Source organism: Oscillatoria nigro-viridis PCC 7112 (assembly GCF_000317475.1).
Lineage (GTDB): Bacteria > Cyanobacteriota > Cyanobacteriia > Cyanobacteriales > Microcoleaceae > Microcoleus > Microcoleus nigroviridis.
Map to the genome: position 1 here is coordinate 4000108 of NC_019729.1, position 18109 is coordinate 4018216.

10 protein-coding genes are annotated in these 18109 nt (G+C 43.8%); 4 read left to right on the forward strand and 6 right to left on the reverse strand.

Going from position 1 to position 18109, the window contains the following annotated elements; all coding sequences use genetic code 11:
- Positions 1–371: 371 nt before the first annotated feature.
- The 4 genes from OSC7112_RS39835 to OSC7112_RS16940 all read right to left on the reverse strand — a co-directional run bounded on the left by OSC7112_RS39835 (position 372) and on the right by OSC7112_RS16940 (position 5449).
- Positions 372–512, reverse strand: a complete 141-nt coding sequence (locus OSC7112_RS39835) for a hypothetical protein (RefSeq protein ID WP_190274222.1) — start codon at positions 510–512, stop codon at positions 372–374.
- A 39-nt stretch (positions 513–551) separates the two neighbouring features.
- Positions 552–983 carry a transposase gene (locus OSC7112_RS16930; RefSeq protein ID WP_083888169.1) on the reverse strand — a complete coding sequence of 144 codons (432 nt, stop codon included), beginning with the start codon at positions 981–983 and terminating at the stop codon, positions 552–554.
- A 378-nt stretch (positions 984–1361) separates the two neighbouring features.
- The gene (locus OSC7112_RS16935; RefSeq protein ID WP_015177046.1) at positions 1362–4913 is read right to left on the reverse strand and encodes a WD40 domain-containing protein; all 3552 of its coding nucleotides are present in this window, start codon (positions 4911–4913) and stop codon (positions 1362–1364) included.
- Complete coding sequence (locus tag OSC7112_RS16940) at positions 4910–5449, reverse strand: WD40 repeat domain-containing protein (protein WP_015177047.1); 540 nt, start codon at positions 5447–5449, stop codon at positions 4910–4912. Before OSC7112_RS16940 ends, OSC7112_RS16935 begins: the two co-directional genes overlap by 4 nt.
- 46 nt (positions 5450–5495) lie before the next feature.
- Between OSC7112_RS16940 and OSC7112_RS16945 the strand changes: the two genes are divergently transcribed.
- Positions 5496–6695: an ISAzo13 family transposase gene (locus tag OSC7112_RS16945; protein ID WP_083888119.1), complete on the forward strand. Its 1200-nt coding sequence runs from the start codon at positions 5496–5498 to the stop codon at positions 6693–6695.
- Here the strand turns inward: OSC7112_RS16945 and OSC7112_RS16950 are convergent.
- Positions 6682–9819, reverse strand: coding sequence for an AAA-like domain-containing protein (locus OSC7112_RS16950; RefSeq protein ID WP_015177048.1), 3138 nt, complete (start codon positions 9817–9819; stop codon positions 6682–6684). The two genes, OSC7112_RS16945 and OSC7112_RS16950, sit on opposite strands and share 14 nt — an antisense overlap.
- Before the next feature lie 248 nt (positions 9820–10067).
- Here OSC7112_RS16950 and OSC7112_RS16955 point away from each other — a divergent pair, with 248 nt between their 5' ends.
- Positions 10068–10694: a Uma2 family endonuclease gene (locus OSC7112_RS16955; RefSeq protein ID WP_015177049.1), complete on the forward strand. Its 627-nt coding sequence runs from the start codon at positions 10068–10070 to the stop codon at positions 10692–10694.
- Here OSC7112_RS16955 and OSC7112_RS16960 read toward each other — a convergent pair whose 3' ends face one another.
- Positions 10695–12017, reverse strand: a complete 1323-nt coding sequence (locus OSC7112_RS16960; protein WP_015177050.1) for an AAA-like domain-containing protein — start codon at positions 12015–12017, stop codon at positions 10695–10697.
- A 653-nt stretch (positions 12018–12670) separates the two neighbouring features.
- Here OSC7112_RS16960 and OSC7112_RS16965 point away from each other — a divergent pair.
- Together OSC7112_RS16965 and OSC7112_RS16970 are read left to right on the forward strand one after the other, a co-directional pair.
- A complete protein-coding gene (locus OSC7112_RS16965; protein ID WP_015177051.1) occupies positions 12671–14224 on the forward strand; it encodes a sensor histidine kinase in 1554 nt (517 codons plus the stop codon).
- 105 nt (positions 14225–14329) lie between these two features.
- On the forward strand, positions 14330–17989 hold the full coding sequence (locus OSC7112_RS16970) for a GAF domain-containing protein (protein ID WP_015177052.1): 3660 nt from the start codon (positions 14330–14332) through the stop codon (positions 17987–17989).
- Positions 17990–18109 lie beyond the last annotated feature (120 nt).

Consider the following 18109-nt stretch of genomic DNA (forward strand, 5'->3'; position numbering starts at 1 on the left):
AGTATTATAGCCTTTCTCAGATAGATGAGGTACAAGTTTAGATTTTAGATTTTAGATTTTAGATTGGGGGATTGGGGGATTGAGGAATTGTTAATTAATTAGTAAATACCTCATCTTTATGAGAATCGCTATATACAGCACTTTGCGTGACTAAGAAGTACAGTAACAGCAGTGAGCTTTCATAATTTTCGATTTGCTTAGTTGAACATAATTTCACTCCCAATTCCAAGAGTTTTTCCACAATCTGTACACTTCGAGGTACAAATCTCCTGAGCCATGCCTTTAATTCCCACCATAAATGTTCGATGGTTTAAACTCAGGTGAGTACGGTGATAAGCTGTTGCGGCATTTAAATTGTGAGTCCCAAAAAATCAAAGTCTTGTGGGGTGGGCGTCCCGCCCGCCCTCAATATACAATTTAAATGCGCGACAGCTTAAATACACTACTTTTGCTCCCACTGCTTCGATCATTTTTTCCACACCTTCTACCTTGTGTGCCTTCAGATTATCCATCACCAATACCGCTCCTTTCCATAATGAAGGCACCAGTTCTTATTGCACAAATTTATGGAAATCCTCTCCATTCATAGATTTTCCCATTGTCTTCATGGCGACGACCTTCTTATTGCTTATTGCTCCAACCACCGTTACCCTACTTCCTCTATAAAATGGCTTGATATCGTAGCTTATTTCTCCCTTTTTACTTCTAGCTACTTGTCTCATTCTCCCCAGCAATCCGCCCATTTCATCCAAAAAAATCAGATTTTCTGGTTCGACATCTCGGATTTTTTCCCAATATTCTATGCGCTTCTTTTGATTAATTTCTTTATGGGCTTGACTGCTAGGAGAGTGTTTTTTTTTCAAAGTGAGTTGCTGCTTTTTTAGGAATCTGCACATGGCACTCTCGCTCAACCATACTCCTGTTTTTTCGTGCCAATACTCACAGTATTCTGCGAGTGTGTAATCTGGATACTGGGCTACCATCTCTTCAATCTGTTGTTCGTGACCAAACAGTAGGCTCGGTTTACCACCATGAGCCTGACTAGGGAGTAATTTTCCTGTCTCTTTTTTTCGTTTGAGTAGCGCCGCAATCCGTACTTTTACTCACTTGAAATCTTTCTGCTACTTTCCGAATAGAGGTGTTACCTGCTTCTCCTTGTGTTAATAATCTTTTGACGTATATCTAGGGAGTAGGGTTTCATTTTTCTCTTTCTTACCACCTCTAACATTGTACCTAATCCTTAAGCAAAGTGCTGTAGCATATTTCAACAAAAAGTAGCCACGCATGATAAATATCCTCTAATCTTCTGATGCTATAGCCACACATATTAATCTAATATTCCTAATAAAGCGGACTTGATATTATTCCGTTTTAATCCGATCGCACAAATGTCTGTCCTCCTCCTTCACATCGGCATTTGTCCGCAAATAATCCCGGACGCGATCGCAACCATCAGCCAACAAATCCACTTTCAAAACTCGCTCCACATCCCACAAAATCAGCGTATTATCCTCACTCACAGAAGCCACAAATGACCCATCCCCACTATAAGCTACCCCCCGAATCGCCGCAGAGTTACCTCTGAGCGTCGTTAATTGGGTACCGTCAAACTTCCAAAACTTCAGCGTATTGTCTACACTACCAGAAGCAATAATATTACCATCCGGGCTAAACGCTACCCCCCACACCGCGGCCAGATGACCTTCCAGACTTCTCAGTAACTTACCATCCACAGTCCAAAGCTTAATCGTATTGTCCCCGCTGCCAGAAGCCAGAAATTTACCGTCAGGGCTAAATGCCACCCTCCACACAGCAGCAGTATGACCTTGAAAAGTTCTCACCAAAGTACCATCAAGCTTCCACAGCTTCACAGTACCATCCCCCCCTGCCGAGGCAATTAGCTGACTGTCAGGGCTAAATACCACCTGCCAAATAGGAGCATGATGTCCTGTCATCGTATGCAATAAAGTACCATCGGGCCGCCAAAGCTTGATAGTATTATCTTGACTTCCCGAAGCAATAATTTGACCGTCAGGACTGAAAGCCAGTCCCATAACTGTAGCGTTATGACCTACCAAAGTGGCGATCGCTTTTCCGTTTCGAGTCCAGATATTCACCTTATTATCATTTCTGCCAGAAGCAATTAACTTGCCATCGCCACTCATGGCAGCAGCATAAATCGCAGCGTTTTCTACAGTGAAAGTCCTCAACAATTTACCTTGCCGACTCCAAAGCTTAGTCGTGCCATCCTCGCTGCCTGTAGCAATTGTAGAACTATCCGAACTCAGTGCGATCGCCAAAATCCCGGCTTTATGTGCAGTAATCATCGTCCGCAATGGGTTTTGACTCTGCCACAGCCTCACCCTGTTTTCTGCACCCGCCGAAGCAATAAAACTGCCGTCCGGGCTCCAAGCTATCCCCCAAATCGCAGCAGTGTGACCTCTCAATGTCGTCCGTTCTGTTCCGTCAACATTCCATAGTTTTACAGTTTGATCGCGACTTGCAGAAGCAACAGTCTGACCATCTGGACTGAAAACAACTCCCGAGACTACAGCAGAATGACCTTCAAGCGTTCTCAGCAAAGTACCGTTTTTGTTCCACAGTTTCACCGTTTTGTCTGCACTTCCTGAAGCCACAATCTGACCGTCTGGACTAAACGCTACTGCAGATACCACAGAAGTATGACCCAGGAAAGTTCTTAACAGTTTGCCGTCTTTGTTCCAGAGTTTCACCGTTTTGTCTCCACTTGCCGTAACAATAGTCTGACCGTCTGGACTGAAAGCCACTGAGGGTACCCCAGCAGTATGACCCTGGAGAGTTCGTAGGGGCAGTGCCCCCGTGCCTGCCCCGTCTTTGTTCCACAGTTTCACCGTTTTGTCCATGCTGGCAGAGGCAATTGTTTGACCGTCGGGACTAAACGCCACTGTCCAGATACCAGCAGTATGACCCTGAAAAGTTCGTAGGGGCAGTGCCCCCGTGCCTGCCCTATCCAGTTTCCAAAGTTTTACAGTTCCATCATCACTTCCAGAAGCAATAAACTGACCGTCCGGGCTAAATTTGACAGATCGAACGATCGCCTGATGACCTTTGAGTGTTGCTATTTGCGTTCCGTCCCGCCGCCACAGTTTAATAGTTTTATCCACACTTGTTGAAGCAATAAACTTACTGTCCCGACTAATATCAATTCCAATAACAGCCGCTTTATGTCCCGATAAACGGTTGTATTCAGCCGCTTCATAAACCGCTTGACGCAATACATCGATCGCTTGATTCTCAATCTTTTTATCTATCTTGTCTAAACTTTGTAGTCGGCGCTCAGCTTTAATTGCTTCTATTAGTGCATCCAATCGGCGATTAGAGGCAAACAGTCCCTCAGAGGAAGAAACCAGGGCTTTAATTTCACTCAATCGAGCTTCGCGCTCACTAATAACGGCTCGGCGATACTGAAAATAACTTGTTACTCCTAAACCACAGGCAAGCAGCAGTGCCATACTCACAGAAAATAGTAATTTTCTCTGTCGTTTCGCTGCTTTTTTTTCTTGAATTAATCGCATTTGTTCCACTGCCAGTCGCGCTTCCACTTCCTTGACACGTTCTGCTTCTAAAGATTGTTGAACTTCCCTTCTGTCTGTTTCGGCACTGGCGGCTAAGAACTGATAATCCAAATCGCTCAAACTTTTTCCCTGTGCCCATATTTGAGCGTCAGTTAAGGCTTGTCCTCTCACCAGACGGGAAGAATCTGTTTGTTTAGAAGCAATCCAAGCCTCAAAAGTTTGGGAATAAGGACGCAGTTCTCTTAATTGTTTTTCTACCCATTCTCGGTTGACTACTTCTTGATAAATTCGGTTTTTGACTTTCAGCAATCCGGCTTGTTTGATGACTAATCCTGAAAGGAGCAATTCGATTTGATCTCGACTGTCATCTGTCGGTACTGCCACGCCTTGTAAGATTTGCTGGTAAATGCCGAGTAATCTTCCGGCGCGTTGTTCGTTTCGCAAGATGCGATCGCGTATCGTCTTCAAATGCTCCGGCTCATCTTGCGATTCCCAGTTGTGGATAATATGCCTTTTTACTACCGATTCGACAAAAAATCCTTCGGTTCCCGGTGGTATTGTTAAATTGCTGCTGCGAGATTCTTTAGCAGTTCTTACCACCAATACACATAGTTTTTGGGTCAGAAATGGTTGTCCACCCGTCCAAGCTAAGATTTCTTTGATAACTGCTTGCGGATTATTTATTACATTTTCTAATCCTTTCGCTAAGGGTTGCGCTTCTTCTAAGCTAAATCCTGACAAATCGATCGCTCGTCCGATATTAAAAGGAGTGCGCTTTTTATCTGCTGTTAAATCGCTGGGTGTCGCCACTCCGAAAATTGCAAAGGTAATCCGGTTGTATTCTGGATTAATTGCTCGTTGGTTGTAACAATAACGAATCAAGGCAAAAAAGTCATCGACGGGAAAATCCAAGCTTAAAATACTATCAATCTCATCGACAAATATCAAAATTCGCTCTTTAGGAAATCTCGCTAATAATACCTCTTCAATAAATTGACTCAATCTTTGCAGGAGAGAAACTTCTTCTTGTTCTTGCCACCAAGTTTTTAAATTAACTTTTCCTAACAAATTGAAGCTGCGGCCCAAATCTCCAACAATTCCTTTGTACCACTGTAAGGGAGTGATATTTTCGCTACCGATGCGCGTCATGTCGATCGTGCTGCATTGAAAACCTTCTGCTTGCAGTCGGTGCAGGGTACGGACTAAGAGAGAAGATTTGCCCATTTGCCGGGAGTTAAGGACGTAACAAAATTCGCCAGCTTTTAAGGCTTCGTAGAGTTCGCAATCTGTTTCTCTTACCACATAAGTAGGCGCATCATTAGCGAGACTCCCACCGATTTGATATTGGTAATTGTTCATGGTTTTGAGTTCATGGTTTCTGTGACTTTAGCGATCTCGCCCACTAGATCGCACAAATGTCTGTCCTCCTCCTTCAGATCGGCATTTGTTCGCAGATAATCCCGGACGCGATCGCACGCATAACCCAGTTCATCGAGTTTGAGAATGCGCTCCACATCCCACAAAATCACAGTGCGATCGTCCCCAACAGAGGCAATGAGTTTGCCATCGGGGCTAAACGCAACTCCCCAAACGTTCCCTTCATGTCCGGTTAGGGTCGTTATTTCTGTCCCGTCGGTTTTCCAGAGTTTGAGTGCGCCTGTTGAGCCTCCCCCCACCAGCATTTGACCGTCAGGACTGAAATCAACCGCCATCAGACCTCTAGTATTTCCCTTGAGGGTTTTGAGCAACGTGCCATCGATCGTCCAGAGTTTAATCGTGTCATCCCTGCTGGCAGTTGCCAAAGTGCGATCGTCTGGACTGATGGCAACTTCCCAAATCGGGCTGCGATGACCTTTTAGAGAACGCCACAGAATGATTGATCCTATAATAGTCAAAATATAATTTCAGTGTGCAGCCTATCTTATGTCTCTAAAATCTATCATGAAACTGACCGAACACGCCAAATCTCTTTACATCGAAACAGCTAAAAAACTCAAGGGGACAGACAGACGACAATTCATGGCATCGGTAGTCAAAGATTTAGGAATAGGTGGACAAACGTTAGTAGAACGGGAGTTAGGATGGAATAGACGGACCATCCGTAAAGGGATGAAAGAATTGAAAAGTGGTGAGCCAATTGTCGATGGTTTCAAGCGCAGTGGACGAAAGCGGGTTGAAACAAAATTACCCAACTTATTGAAAGATATTACATCGTTAGTAGACCCACACAGTCAAACTGATCCTAGCTTTAAGAGTACACGATTATATACGCGCATGACTGCCAATGAAGTCCGTCGTCAATTAATTAAACAATTTGGTTATAGTGATGAAGAACTACCGAGCGCCGAAACAATTAGAAGAAGATTGAATGATTTGGGTTATACCTTAAAACGAGTTTTGAAAACTAAACCAGTCAAAAAAATCCCCGAGACCTCAGCCATTTTTGAACAACTTGAACAAGTCAATACAGCAGCCGATAATAACCCAAATACTCTCCGAATTTCCATTGATGCCAAAGCTTCCGTCAAGATTGGAGAATTTGATAGAGGTGGTAAAAATCGGACGCCAACTATTGCAGTTGACCACGATTTTTCGACTCAATCAAGTGTGATTCCCTATGGTATTTTTCTGCCTGAGTACAATGAGCTATTTTTATTCTTCGTTACTTCTAAGTTGACGGCTGATTGTATAGTTGACTTACTTGAAAGTTGGTGGCAAACTGTTAAACACCGTTTTAGTCACATTCAAAAATTGGTCATCAATCAGGATAATGGACCGGAAAATCATTCTCGTCGTACTCAGTTTATGAAACGAATTTTAGATTTTTCCCAACAATCTCAACTGACGTTACAATTAGCTTATTATCCGCCCTATCATAGTAAATATAACCCAATAGAACGTTGTTTTGGTTGGTTAGAAAAGCATTGGAATGGTAGTTTACTTGACACTGTTGAGACTGTTGTAAATTTCGCCAAAACTCTCACATTTAAGGATAAAAATCCAGTGGTGACATTGGTAGAAACAATTTACTCCACAGGAGTTAAACTTTCGGAGTTAGCTATGGCAGAAATTGAAACCCAGATTCATCGTCTCCCCAATCTTCACAAATGGTTTGTAGAAATTTTCGCTAAACCCACATAGCTATTGGATCATTCTTTTTGTGGAGGTCTCTTAGAGTCTTGGAAAACCGACCGTCAAGGCTCCACAACCGAGCAGTGCTGTCGCTACTGCCTGAAAGCAGCCTCTGTCCGTCAGAGGTAAAGTCCACATCGTAAACCCTAGCCCGATGCCCTGTGAAAGTTCGTAGGAGCGGTGCCCCCGTGCCCGCCCTGCCGTCCTTTTTCCACAGTTTCACGGTTTTATCGTTGCTAGCAGAAGCCAGCAGCCGACCATCTGGACTTGGGGAGATATCCCAAACTCCAGCCCCATGACCTGTTATGGTTTTCAGCAGCGTCCCGTCCAACTGCCAGAATTTAATTGTTTTATCTTCACCAGCGGTAGCAAGGAAAGGCGCGATCGCAGGATTGGCGCTGGCACCAGAGAGGAAAGCAACCGAGCGAACTGCAGTCTCGTTTCCGGCAAAAGACTTCAGCAACGTGCCGTCTCGGGCCCACAGTTTGAAACTGCCATCGGAAGACGCGGAAGCTAGCATCTGACCTCCGGGGGAGAAATCCACATCCCAAATCGTCCCGCCATGTCCGTAAAGGACTTTTGAGAAGGGGTTTGTCGGATTCCAGAGTCGAACAGTATTGTCGTCGCTAGCAGAGACAACCATTTGATTGTTGGGAATAAAAGCAAGCCCGCGAATTCCAGATTGATGCCCTTTAAGGACTTTCAAAAGTGTCCCGTCAGGCTTCCAGAGGTTGATGGTTTGGTCGGCGCTGGCGGAAGCAATGACATCACCTGCTGTGCTGACGGCGACTTCAAACACTTCCGCACTGTGACCGCTAAGAGTTCGCAGCAGAGTGCCGTCGGGTTGCCAGAGTTTGACAGTGTTGTCAGCGCTGGCAGAGACAATGGCGGGACGTTTTGCGCCGCTTTTGTCTGCAAGCAAGACAAACTCAACGTCCCAAACGCTGGCGCTGTGACCTTCCAGGGTTCTCACCAGTTTGCCGTCTAGAGTCCAGACCTTGACCGTATTGTCTGTGCTGCTAGAGGCGAGCAGGTTTCCATCGGGGCTAAAGGCAACACCCCAAACTGCACCTTGATGTCCGTTCAGGGTTTTGAGCAGTTTGCCATCGACACTCCACAGCCGAATGGTGCTGTCTTCGCTGGCGGAGGCGATGCGCTCACCGTCTGGACTCACGGCGATCGCCCAGATCGCAGCGCTGTGTCCCTGAAAGGTTTTGAGCAGCTTGCCGAACCGACTCCACAGATAAATGTTGCCGTCTACGCTGGACGTTACCAGGCGCTGGCCGTCGGGACTAAAACGAAGGGCGTAGACGCTGCTGATCGTGTGGTCGAGAGTGTGCAGCAAGGTGCCATCCCGTTGCCACACCTTGGCTGTTTGGTCGCCGCCTCCGGTGGCGATGAGTTGACCGTCTGGGCTGACATCAACTGCCAGAACCGGGCTGGAATGCCCCAACAGGCGATTGAATTCTGCCGTTCCGTAGATGGCTTGTTGCAGGACTTGTCGAACTTGAGATTGCAACTGCGGGCTGGAATGCGCGAGACGGTCGAGCCTCCCTCTGGCTTTGATGGCGCTCACGAGGGCGTCCAATCGCTGTTGGGAGGCGAATTGTCCTGCGGAGGAGGAGACGAGGGCTTGAATTTCGCTGGTGACGGCGTTATGGTATTGCCAGAGGGCGAGAATGCTGGAGGCGATCGCAACTATCAGCGCTGCACTCAACGCCCCAATAAACCTCCTCTGTCGCTTCGCTGTCTGTCGCTGTAAAACTAACCGCTTGTGTTCCTCTAGCAGTCGGGCTTCTACTTCTCTAACTCGTTCTGCTTCTAGTGCTTGTTGCACTTCGATTCGGTCTAATTCTTGACTTCGGGATAAAAACTGATAATCTAGGTCACTTAAACTTTTTCCTCGCGCCCAATTTTGAGCGTCTTTCAATGCTTGTCCCCGCAAGAGGCGCGATTTATCTTGTTGTTTTGCCGCCCACCACGCATCTAAGTTTTGCGAGTAAGGACGTAGTAATCCTAATTTTGTTTCGACCCATTCGCTGTCAAAAACTTTTTGATAAATTAGATTTTTTACTTTCAGGAAACCTGGTTTTTTTTCTACCAAGCCACTGAGTAGCAATTCTATTTGTTCTCGACTGTCCTCTGTCGGTACTGCCACGCCTTGTAAGATTTGCTGGTAAATGCCGAGTAATCTTCCGGCGCGTTGTTCGTTTCGCAAGATGCGATCGCGTATCGTCTTCAAATGCTCCGGCTCATCTTGCGATTCCCAGTTGTGGATAATATGCCTTTTTACTACCGATTCGACAAAAAATCCTTCGGTTCCCGGTGGTATTGTTAAATTGCTGCTGCGAGATTCTTTAGCAGTTCTTACCACCAATACACATAGTTTTTGGGTCAGAAATGGTTGTCCACCCGTCCAAGCTAAGATTTCTTTGATAACTGCTTGCGGATTATTTATTACATTTTCTAATCCTTTCGCTAAGGGTTGCGCTTCCGCTAAATTAATTCCTGACAAATCGATCGCTTGTCCGATATTAAAAGGTGTCCGATTTTTATCTGCTATTAAATCGCTGGGTGTAGCCACTCCGAAAATTGCAAAGGTAATCCGGTTGTATTCTGGATTAATTGCTCGTTGGTTGTAACAATAACGAATCAAGGCAAAAAAGTCATCGACGGGAAAATCCAAGCTTAAAATACTATCAATCTCATCGACAAATATCAAAATTCGCTCTTTAGGAAATCTCGCTAATAATACCTCTTCAATAAATTGACTCAATCTTTGCAGGAGAGAAACTTCTTCTTGTTCTTTCCACCAAGTTTTTAAATTAACTTTTCCTAACAAATTGAAGCTGCGGCCCAAATCTCCAACAATTCCTTTGTACCACTGTAAGGGAGTGATATTTTCGCTACCGATGCGCGTCATGTCGATCGTGCTGCATTGAAAACCTTCTGCTTGCAGTCGGTGCAGGGTACGGACTAAGAGAGAAGATTTGCCCATTTGCCGGGAGTTAAGGACGTAACAAAATTCGCCAGCTTTTAAGGCTTCGTAGAGTTCGGAATCTGCTTGCCTCACTACGTATGTAGGCGCATCACTGGCGAGACTGCCACCAATTTGGTATGTTACCTGGGTCATGCGGTTTATGGGTGGGTTTCAATGTGAAAGTTTATAAAAAGAGGCAGTCTGAGCGTTAATTTTTGTCACCATTCCTGCTTAATTATAATCCATCCTTAAAATTTACGTTTCCAGAGTAGTTTGTTTAAGAATAATATTGACAAAGTAACGATTGGAAGTTATTTTACAATATAGATAGCCTAATGTAGTTAATTTCTATTGACATTTTATATTAACATTTAAATTAACAGCAAACAAGGAGAATCAATATGCTTATTCAAGAACAACCGGCCCAGTCTAAACAAATGACCCTAGACGAGTTTCTGGACTGGTATCCAGAGGGTCAAGGTCGCTTTGAACTACATGATGGAGCTGTTATCGAAATGCAAGCAACTGGAACTCACGAACAAGTAGGGGGCTTCCTCGCCCTTGAAGTGGGAGTAGAAATTAAACGTTTGGCTTTGCCCTATTTCATTCCCCGCCAAGGAATTATTAAGGCTATTGATTCTGATAAGTCTGGCTACAGCCCAGATGTGATGGTGTTAGATTGGCAACAAATCGAAACGGAACCGATGTGGAAAAATAGATCTACTATTACCAGAGGTGAAACTATCCGTTTAGTCATAGAAATCGTGAGTACAAATTGGCAAGATGACTACTTGATAAAGTTAGCAGAGTATGAAAAATTGGCAATTCCTGAATACTGGATTGTCGATTATTTAGGGTTAGGCGGCAGAAGATATATTGGCAACCCCAAACAACCCACTATTTCCGTCAACCAATTGGTTGACGGTGAGTATGTAGTTAATCAGTTTAGAGGTGATGAGCGGCTGCGATCGCTTGCTTTCCCAGATTTAAACTTAACGGCAGAACAGATTTTTCAGGTGGGGCAATAACTAAATAAAGTGTTCCGAACCAAAATACAGGCGGTACAACTCGCAGCTTAGCGTACAGCGGTTGTTATCGATATGAATCAGCCCCATGCTAAATAATTTAGAAGCCACTATCGGATCTAATTCCACTCCGTGTTCCGATTTTACCACTTGTTTAAGTGCAACCGCCAGTTCGGGATACTCTTGCAAGGTTGTCCAAAAACTCCGCAAGTAATCTTTATAAATTCCCGCTATTGTCGGAGCTTCTTGTAGTAGCCGATCTAGCCTTACACTGTTTTGACAGAGGTGGTAAAGAGCTAGCCGCACCAGATAAGGATGTCCCCCCACCATTGCCATCAGTCGATCGGCATTGGGGCCATCTGTCCAATCCAGTCCGTGACGCTGGGCTAAAGCAAGTATCTGCTCTTCTGTAAAATAGGGCAATTGCAGCGGTAAACCGACATTAAAAGGCGATTCAGTAAGCTTTAAAGGAATATAAATTTCTGTGGAGTGAAGAACAACTAACCGCAGTTTTCCCAAAGTTTCAATCCGCTTTGCTTCTTCATGCCAGCTTCGCAGCAGCGGCAAAAATTCTCGGGCAATTTTTGGATACTCAAAAATTCTATTTATTTCATTTAAAGCTAACACAAGAGGGGTACTTATTTTTGCTAATACATATTGTTGTAAATAGATGGTGCAGCTTACTTTGCCGCCCATGTCTTCATCCCAATAATCATCTAATAGAGGTGGCAATTCTAGGTGACGGCTGATGTTGGCACAAAACCAGCGTAAAAATTTATCGAGGTTGTCTAAAACAGCTTCCTCGGCTTGCTGAAAATCTAAACTTACAGTTCGATAGTCAAGAGAAGTCGCGCGATCTAAAATCCTTAGCAGAAGGGAACTTTTTCCCATCTTCCTGGGAGCTTTAATCCGCAGCACACTTCCTGGTTTGGCAATCTCTCGATAGGCGAGTTCTTCAATTAGCGGGTGAGGGATATAAAATGGCGAATCGAGGGGCACGGGAGAGCCGGGAAATTCTAAAGGTGTTGCGAGGCATTGGCTGCGGGTTAATTCTTCAATTAATTCTCGTTCCTCTGCTGTCAGGGAACGTGATTCTACACAAGATCGAAAATTTGATTTGCTAATAGATGTCTGCAAGATTTGAGAGAGAGATTGCCATAAAGACGAGGCGATGTTTCTCAGGTAATGCTCTGCGTAATGAGAGCCAGATGCAATACTTGTATAAGTCTTTCCTTCCCAAACTTGGCGGAGTATTATTTCTTGTACTGGATATAAATCTTTTTGCAATCGGACACGAGTTAGCTGTAGTACCTCATCTATCGTCATAACTGGCAATAAGCATATAAGTGTATCGTTGATATTATCACTTATGATTGAGTGTAAAGCTCAGAGCGATCGCCTATTCGATTCCCACACGCTCCTGTCGCGACATTTCTCAGGGGGTCATTGGTCACAGCGGTTAATTTTCCCCCGAAGAGTATCACTGTCAATAATAAAGAATTACCTCGCGGGGTGGGGGCGGCTGTATTTAACCTGTCTGCACTGTTCAAGGGTACAAGAGTGAACCAATCTCTACAGGTTTTTGAGAATGGTTCTCTTCGTTAAATTAAATTCGTGACATCCGTTAAATCTAGTGATTGCCCCGTTGCCTGACCGATCGCTGAGTGCTATAACCTAATTTCAATGGGCGCTGGCGATCCTACTGGAAAGGAATCTGCGCTCAGTTTTTCTCGATCGTCGGTCAAAATGTCATGTCGGTGTCACAGTTGATAGTAAAGGCAAAATTAAAAATGTGACAGTTGACCTTGCTAAAGCTTAGTCGATCGATGTTAAGTTAATTAACAGTAGTTTCAGATCGCTGCCTTTACTCATCAAAAGTGTTAAGTCCAAGAGCCGAATTTTTATTTTTGTACCCGCCATTTTTAATTTTTTCCAGTAATCACTTCTCAAAAATATTAGCAAGTAACCAAGTTGATTTGATGCAAATGGTTCATGAAATGTTTTCAAATTATTTTATTCCTCACGGTCATTGCTACTTGTGGAAGCCTGGATTAGTGGGGCTACACGTTTTGTCCGATGGCTTGATAGCCGTCGCTTATTTTTTGATACCGATCACGCTGATTTATATTGTCAAAAAGCGGCAAGACGTGCCTTTTGACTGGGTTTTTATGCTGTTTGGCTCTTTTATTATCTGCTGCGGGATTACCCATATTATGGAAATATGGACGCTGTGGCATCCTAATTATTGGTTCTCTGGTTTTCTTAAAGCGATTACGGCGCTGATTTCGCTATGTACAGCAGCACTGCTGGTGGAACTAATCCCAAAAATCTTGGCTATTCCCAGTCCCGATCAATTGGCGGCGGCAAATTTGGCTTTACAAAATGAGATTGGCGATCGCAAACAAGCTCAAGAAGCACTCTCGGAATTAATGCTAGAATTGGAAAAACGGGTGATAGAGAGGACGATCGCTTTAGAATCCACTAATGAACTTTTGCTACAGGAAAATCGCGATCGCTCTTTGGCTGAAAATTCATTGCGGCACTCTGAAGCTAAACTGCTAGAACAAACTCAGCAGTTAGAGAACGCTCTGCAACAACTTAAAGGCGCTCAAACTCAACTCGTGCAAACTGAAAAAATGTCGTCTTTGGGGCAAATGGTAGCTGGGGTTGCCCACGAAATCAATAACCCTGTTAACTTTATTTATGGCAATCTGATTCCGGCTGAGGAATACATTAAAGAGCTTTTAGAATTGATTAAGGCTTATCAAGTTTATTACCCCACTCCTGCACCGGAAATTGTAGATAAAATTAACAGAATTGATCTAGGTTTTATTTTAGAAGATATGCAAAAACTTTTTCGTTCGATCAAAATAGGAGCGGAGCGAATTAGAGAGATTGTTAAATCTTTACGCACTTTCTCTAGGTTAGACGAAGCCGACATGAAAAAAGTAAATATCCATGAAGGGCTCGATAGCACTTTAATGATTTTGCAGCACCGCTTGAAAGAACAACCAAACCGTCCGCCTATCCAAGTGATTAAAGAGTATGGAGATTTGCCAGAATTGGAATGCTACGCTGGGCAGCTTAACCAAGTATTTATGAATATTTGTTCTAATGCTATTGATGCTTTAGAACAGATTGTACAGCAGGGAGATTTGACCAACGGCTATTGGGAAAATAATTTATGTGACGACTTACAAAACACCTATTGCCCACTGCTAAAAATTCGCATCCGCACCCTTTTAGTTGATGGCAAGTGGGTGCAGATTCACATTGCGGATAATGGCACTGGCATAGATTATGATGCGATCGCTAAAATTTACGATCCATTTTATACAACGAAACCTATCGGTGCTGGTACCGGGCTGGGTTTGGCGATTTCTTATCAGATTATTCAAGCCCATGAAGGTTATTTGCGCTGCACTTCCGAGGTGGGGAGAGGTACTGAGTTTATTATTGAAATTCCTTTGCGATCGCAATTTGATGAGCGCTACATACTGCAAAAGGAAGCTGTTATGAACAATTTGGGTTGAGGCGTTAATAAATAATGCTGAATCTAGCTACAACTTTCGGTTTATTTTATTTTTTGCCTAACTTAGGTATCATCAAATCCATATTATCTGGCAATAACAATAATTATGTGGGAATCACTCAAAAATATCTTTTCTCCAACTCAGTATATGCCTCACGGTCATTGCTATCTTTGGCAAACGCCTTTAGTGTGGCTGCACGTAACTGGGGACTTTTTAATCGCGATCGCCTACTATTCAATTCCGGCGATGCTAATTTATTTTATCTTCAAGCGGCGCGATGTTCCTTTTTTAAGGATATTTGCTTTATTTGGTGCATTTATTGTTCTCTGCGGCACGGGTCACTTGCTAGAAATTTGGACGCTGTGGCATTCCGCTTATTGGCTGTCGGGGATTGAAAAAGGAATTACTGGACTTGTTTCCTGCTTCACGGCCGGCTCGATGGTAACGCTATTGCCACAGTTTTTGTCTTTAAAAACCCCCCAAGAATTAGAGACCATAAATCGCAAGTTGCAGAGTGAGATCGCCGTGCGTGAAGATGCAGAATTAGCGTTGCGCCACGCTTATGATGATTTAGAAATTAAAGTCCAAGAGCGCACCGCAGAGTTGACAGAAATTAACGGTTATTTAGAAGCAGAAATTAGAGAAAGAATAGCTGCTGAATCGGCTTTGCGAGAACGAGAAACTAGGTTGACAGAACAACAAAATGGCTTGCTAGAATTAGCAAAAAATTCTAGTATCTACGAGGGAAATATCGGCGAGGCGTTGAGAGAGATTACGCAAATGGCAACTCGTACTCTGAATGTCGCTCGGGCAAGTATTTGGTTTTATCAAGAAGATAAATCCGCAATGTACTGTGCGGATCTTTACGAACTGACACCCAATCAACACAGCGGGGGTGCAGAACTGAAAGTTGCTGAGTATCCTAGCTATTTCCAAGCTTTGAATACAGAACAGGCGATCGCAGCGGTTGATGCCAAAACCGATCCCCGCACCCTAGAATTTAGCGAATCTTATTTGAAGCCTTTCAACATCTCGTCGATGCTAGATGTTCCTATTACCCATAAAGGGCAAATTGCGGGTGTAATTTGTTTAGAACATCAGGGAACAACCAGGAATTGGACGATCGACGAACAAAGCTTCGCTAGCTATGTGGCGCAGATCGCAGCTTTAGCAATGGAAGCTCGCGATCGCAAGCAAGCCGAGTTAAACTTGCGTTCTGTCACCGAACGCTTGCAATATTTGCTGGCGACTACTCCGGCGGTGATTTTTAGCTGCAAATTAGAGGGAAATTATGACGTAACATTTGTCAGCGATAATATTGTTTCAATGATGGGTTACGAAGCCAGAGAATTTCTTGATGGTTCCCTTGATTGGCATAGCCTCATTCACCCAGACGATCGAGAAACTGTTGCAACTGCATTCGCTCAACTATTGGAAAAAGAATCGATTTCCTACGAATACCGCGAACGGCATAAAGACGGTAGTTATCGCTGGATTTACGATGAGATCAAGTTAGTCAAAGATGCTGCTGGTCTACCTGTGGAGTGCGTTGGTTATGGAGTAGATGTTACTCTTCGCAAACAGGCGGAAATAGCGTTGCAGCAACAAGTAAAAAGGGAGCGGCTCGTAAATGCTATTCAAGAGCGGATTCGCTCCTCTCTTAACGTCGAAGAAGTAATGACAATGGCTGTGGAAGAAGTGCGCCAGTTTTTGTCAACTGATAGAACAGTTATTTACCGCTTTAATCCAGATTGGAGTGGATTTATAGCCGTCGAGTCGGTATCCGTCGGTACGATGCCGATTTTGGGAATTGACATTAATGACCCTTGTTTTAGAGAACGTTACGTCTCTGTTTACGAGCAGGGACACGTGCGCGCGATCGACAATATTTATACGGCAGGTATTTCCGAGTGCCACGTTAATTTACTCAGCGAGTTGGAAATTAAAGCTAACCTCGTGGTTCCCATTTTGCAAGGTGAAAAACTATGGGGGCTACTCATTGCTCATCACTGCCGCAGTCAAAGGCATTGGAACTCTTCTGAGATAGAATCTCTCAAGCACATTTCCGTGCAGCTAGCAATTGCCATCCAGCAATCCACCCTTTTTGAACAAGCTCAAACAGAAATTGCCGAGCGCAAATTAGCAGAAACAGCATTACAAAAAGCTGTTGTAGCTGCTGATACAGCTAACCGCGCCAAGAGCGAATTCCTTTCTTCTATGAGCCATGAATTGCGGACTCCCCTGAATGCCATTCTTGGATTTAGTCAGGTGATGGTGCGCGATTCATCTCTCAACAATCAACACCAGCAGCACCTAGAAATTATTAATCGCGCGGGCGAGCACTTGCTTGCCCTAATTAATGATATTTTGGAAATGTCCAAAATTGAAGCGGGCAGAAGTCAGCTTAATGAAAGCAGTTTTAATTTAATGCGCTTGCTAAAAACCTTAGAAGAAATGTTTCGATTAAAAGCTAAATCTAAGAAATTGCAGCTAAATTTGGAAGTGGGTCAGGGTGTACCGCAGTTTGTTAGTGGAGATGAAGGTAAATTGCGCCAAATTTTGATTAATCTTGTAGGAAATGCGATCAAGTTTACAGAGAGGGGTAGCGTTACTTTGCGAGTGAAAAAGAAGGTAGAAGAAAGTTTGGGGGCTGAAACCGCAGAGTTGTCAGACACACAAGAAAGCTTGGCGGTTGAAACCGCAGCTATACAAACAAAACCCGCCTACGCGGGTTCTAATCAGTCCGCGCAGGCGGACTTTGATTGTGTAGACGCGAATTCTATTCGACCGGTATTTTTACAAAAGTCGGAATTATTACGCCTTCAGTTTGAAATTGAAGATACTGGCCTTGGCATTGCCCCTGAAGAGATAAATAAGTTATTTGAACCCTTTGAGCAAACAAAAACAGGTCAAAAGTCTCAACAGGGGACTGGATTAGGTTTACCAATTAGCCACAAATTTGTACAAATGATGGGAGGAGATATTACTGTCAGCAGTAAACATGAGTTGGGAAGTAAGTTTGCATTTGATATTCAAATCAGCCTTGCCACTCCCAGCGAAATTAAAAATTTTAAATTGACAAAAAAAGTAATTGGTTTAGCACCTAATCAACCAGAATACCGGATTTTGGTTGTTGACGATCGCGCCGATAACGGCCTAGTCATAGACAGATTATTGTCACCACTAGGCATCGTCGTGCGATCGGCTAGAGATGGTCAAGAAGCTATTGCTATCTGGGAGGATTGGCAACCGCACCTGATCTGGATGGATATGCAAATGCCTGTCATGGATGGCTATGAAGCCACCAGACAAATTAAAGCTCATCCTCTCGGAAAACAAACTGTAATAGTTGCTCTTACTGCTAGCGTTTTTGAAGAGGAACGACAAACTATTTTAGGAGCAGGCTGCGATGATTTCATGCGTAAACCCTTCGAGGCAAAGATATTATTTGCGAAAATGGAAGAACTTTTAGGAGTGCGTTACATTTACGAGGAATCTGTTGAGGCACCACTTGAAAATGAAAGCGAAATTAGCGGAGTGACCAGCAATCAATCTGTAGAATCACAAATCGGCCAAATGCCTCTTGAGTGGGTAGAAAAGATATCTCATGCTGCTCATGAATGTTGCGACGATAAAATTGTCAAGTTGATTGAGGAATTGCCTAGAGAATTTGCTTTAGCTGCAGAATTCTTAACTACTTTAGTGGAGGATTTCCTGTTTGACGATATTATAGATATAGCGCGCTCGGCAGTTGCGAGGAGGTAAAAATACCAGTTTTCACCTAATCTAAACTTAGGAGATTTTTATATTTAAAAAATACCTAACATTAAGCCCCAAGAGCGTCTCCTTGCCATCTCTTTTTAGGAGAGCAAATCTGAATTTATA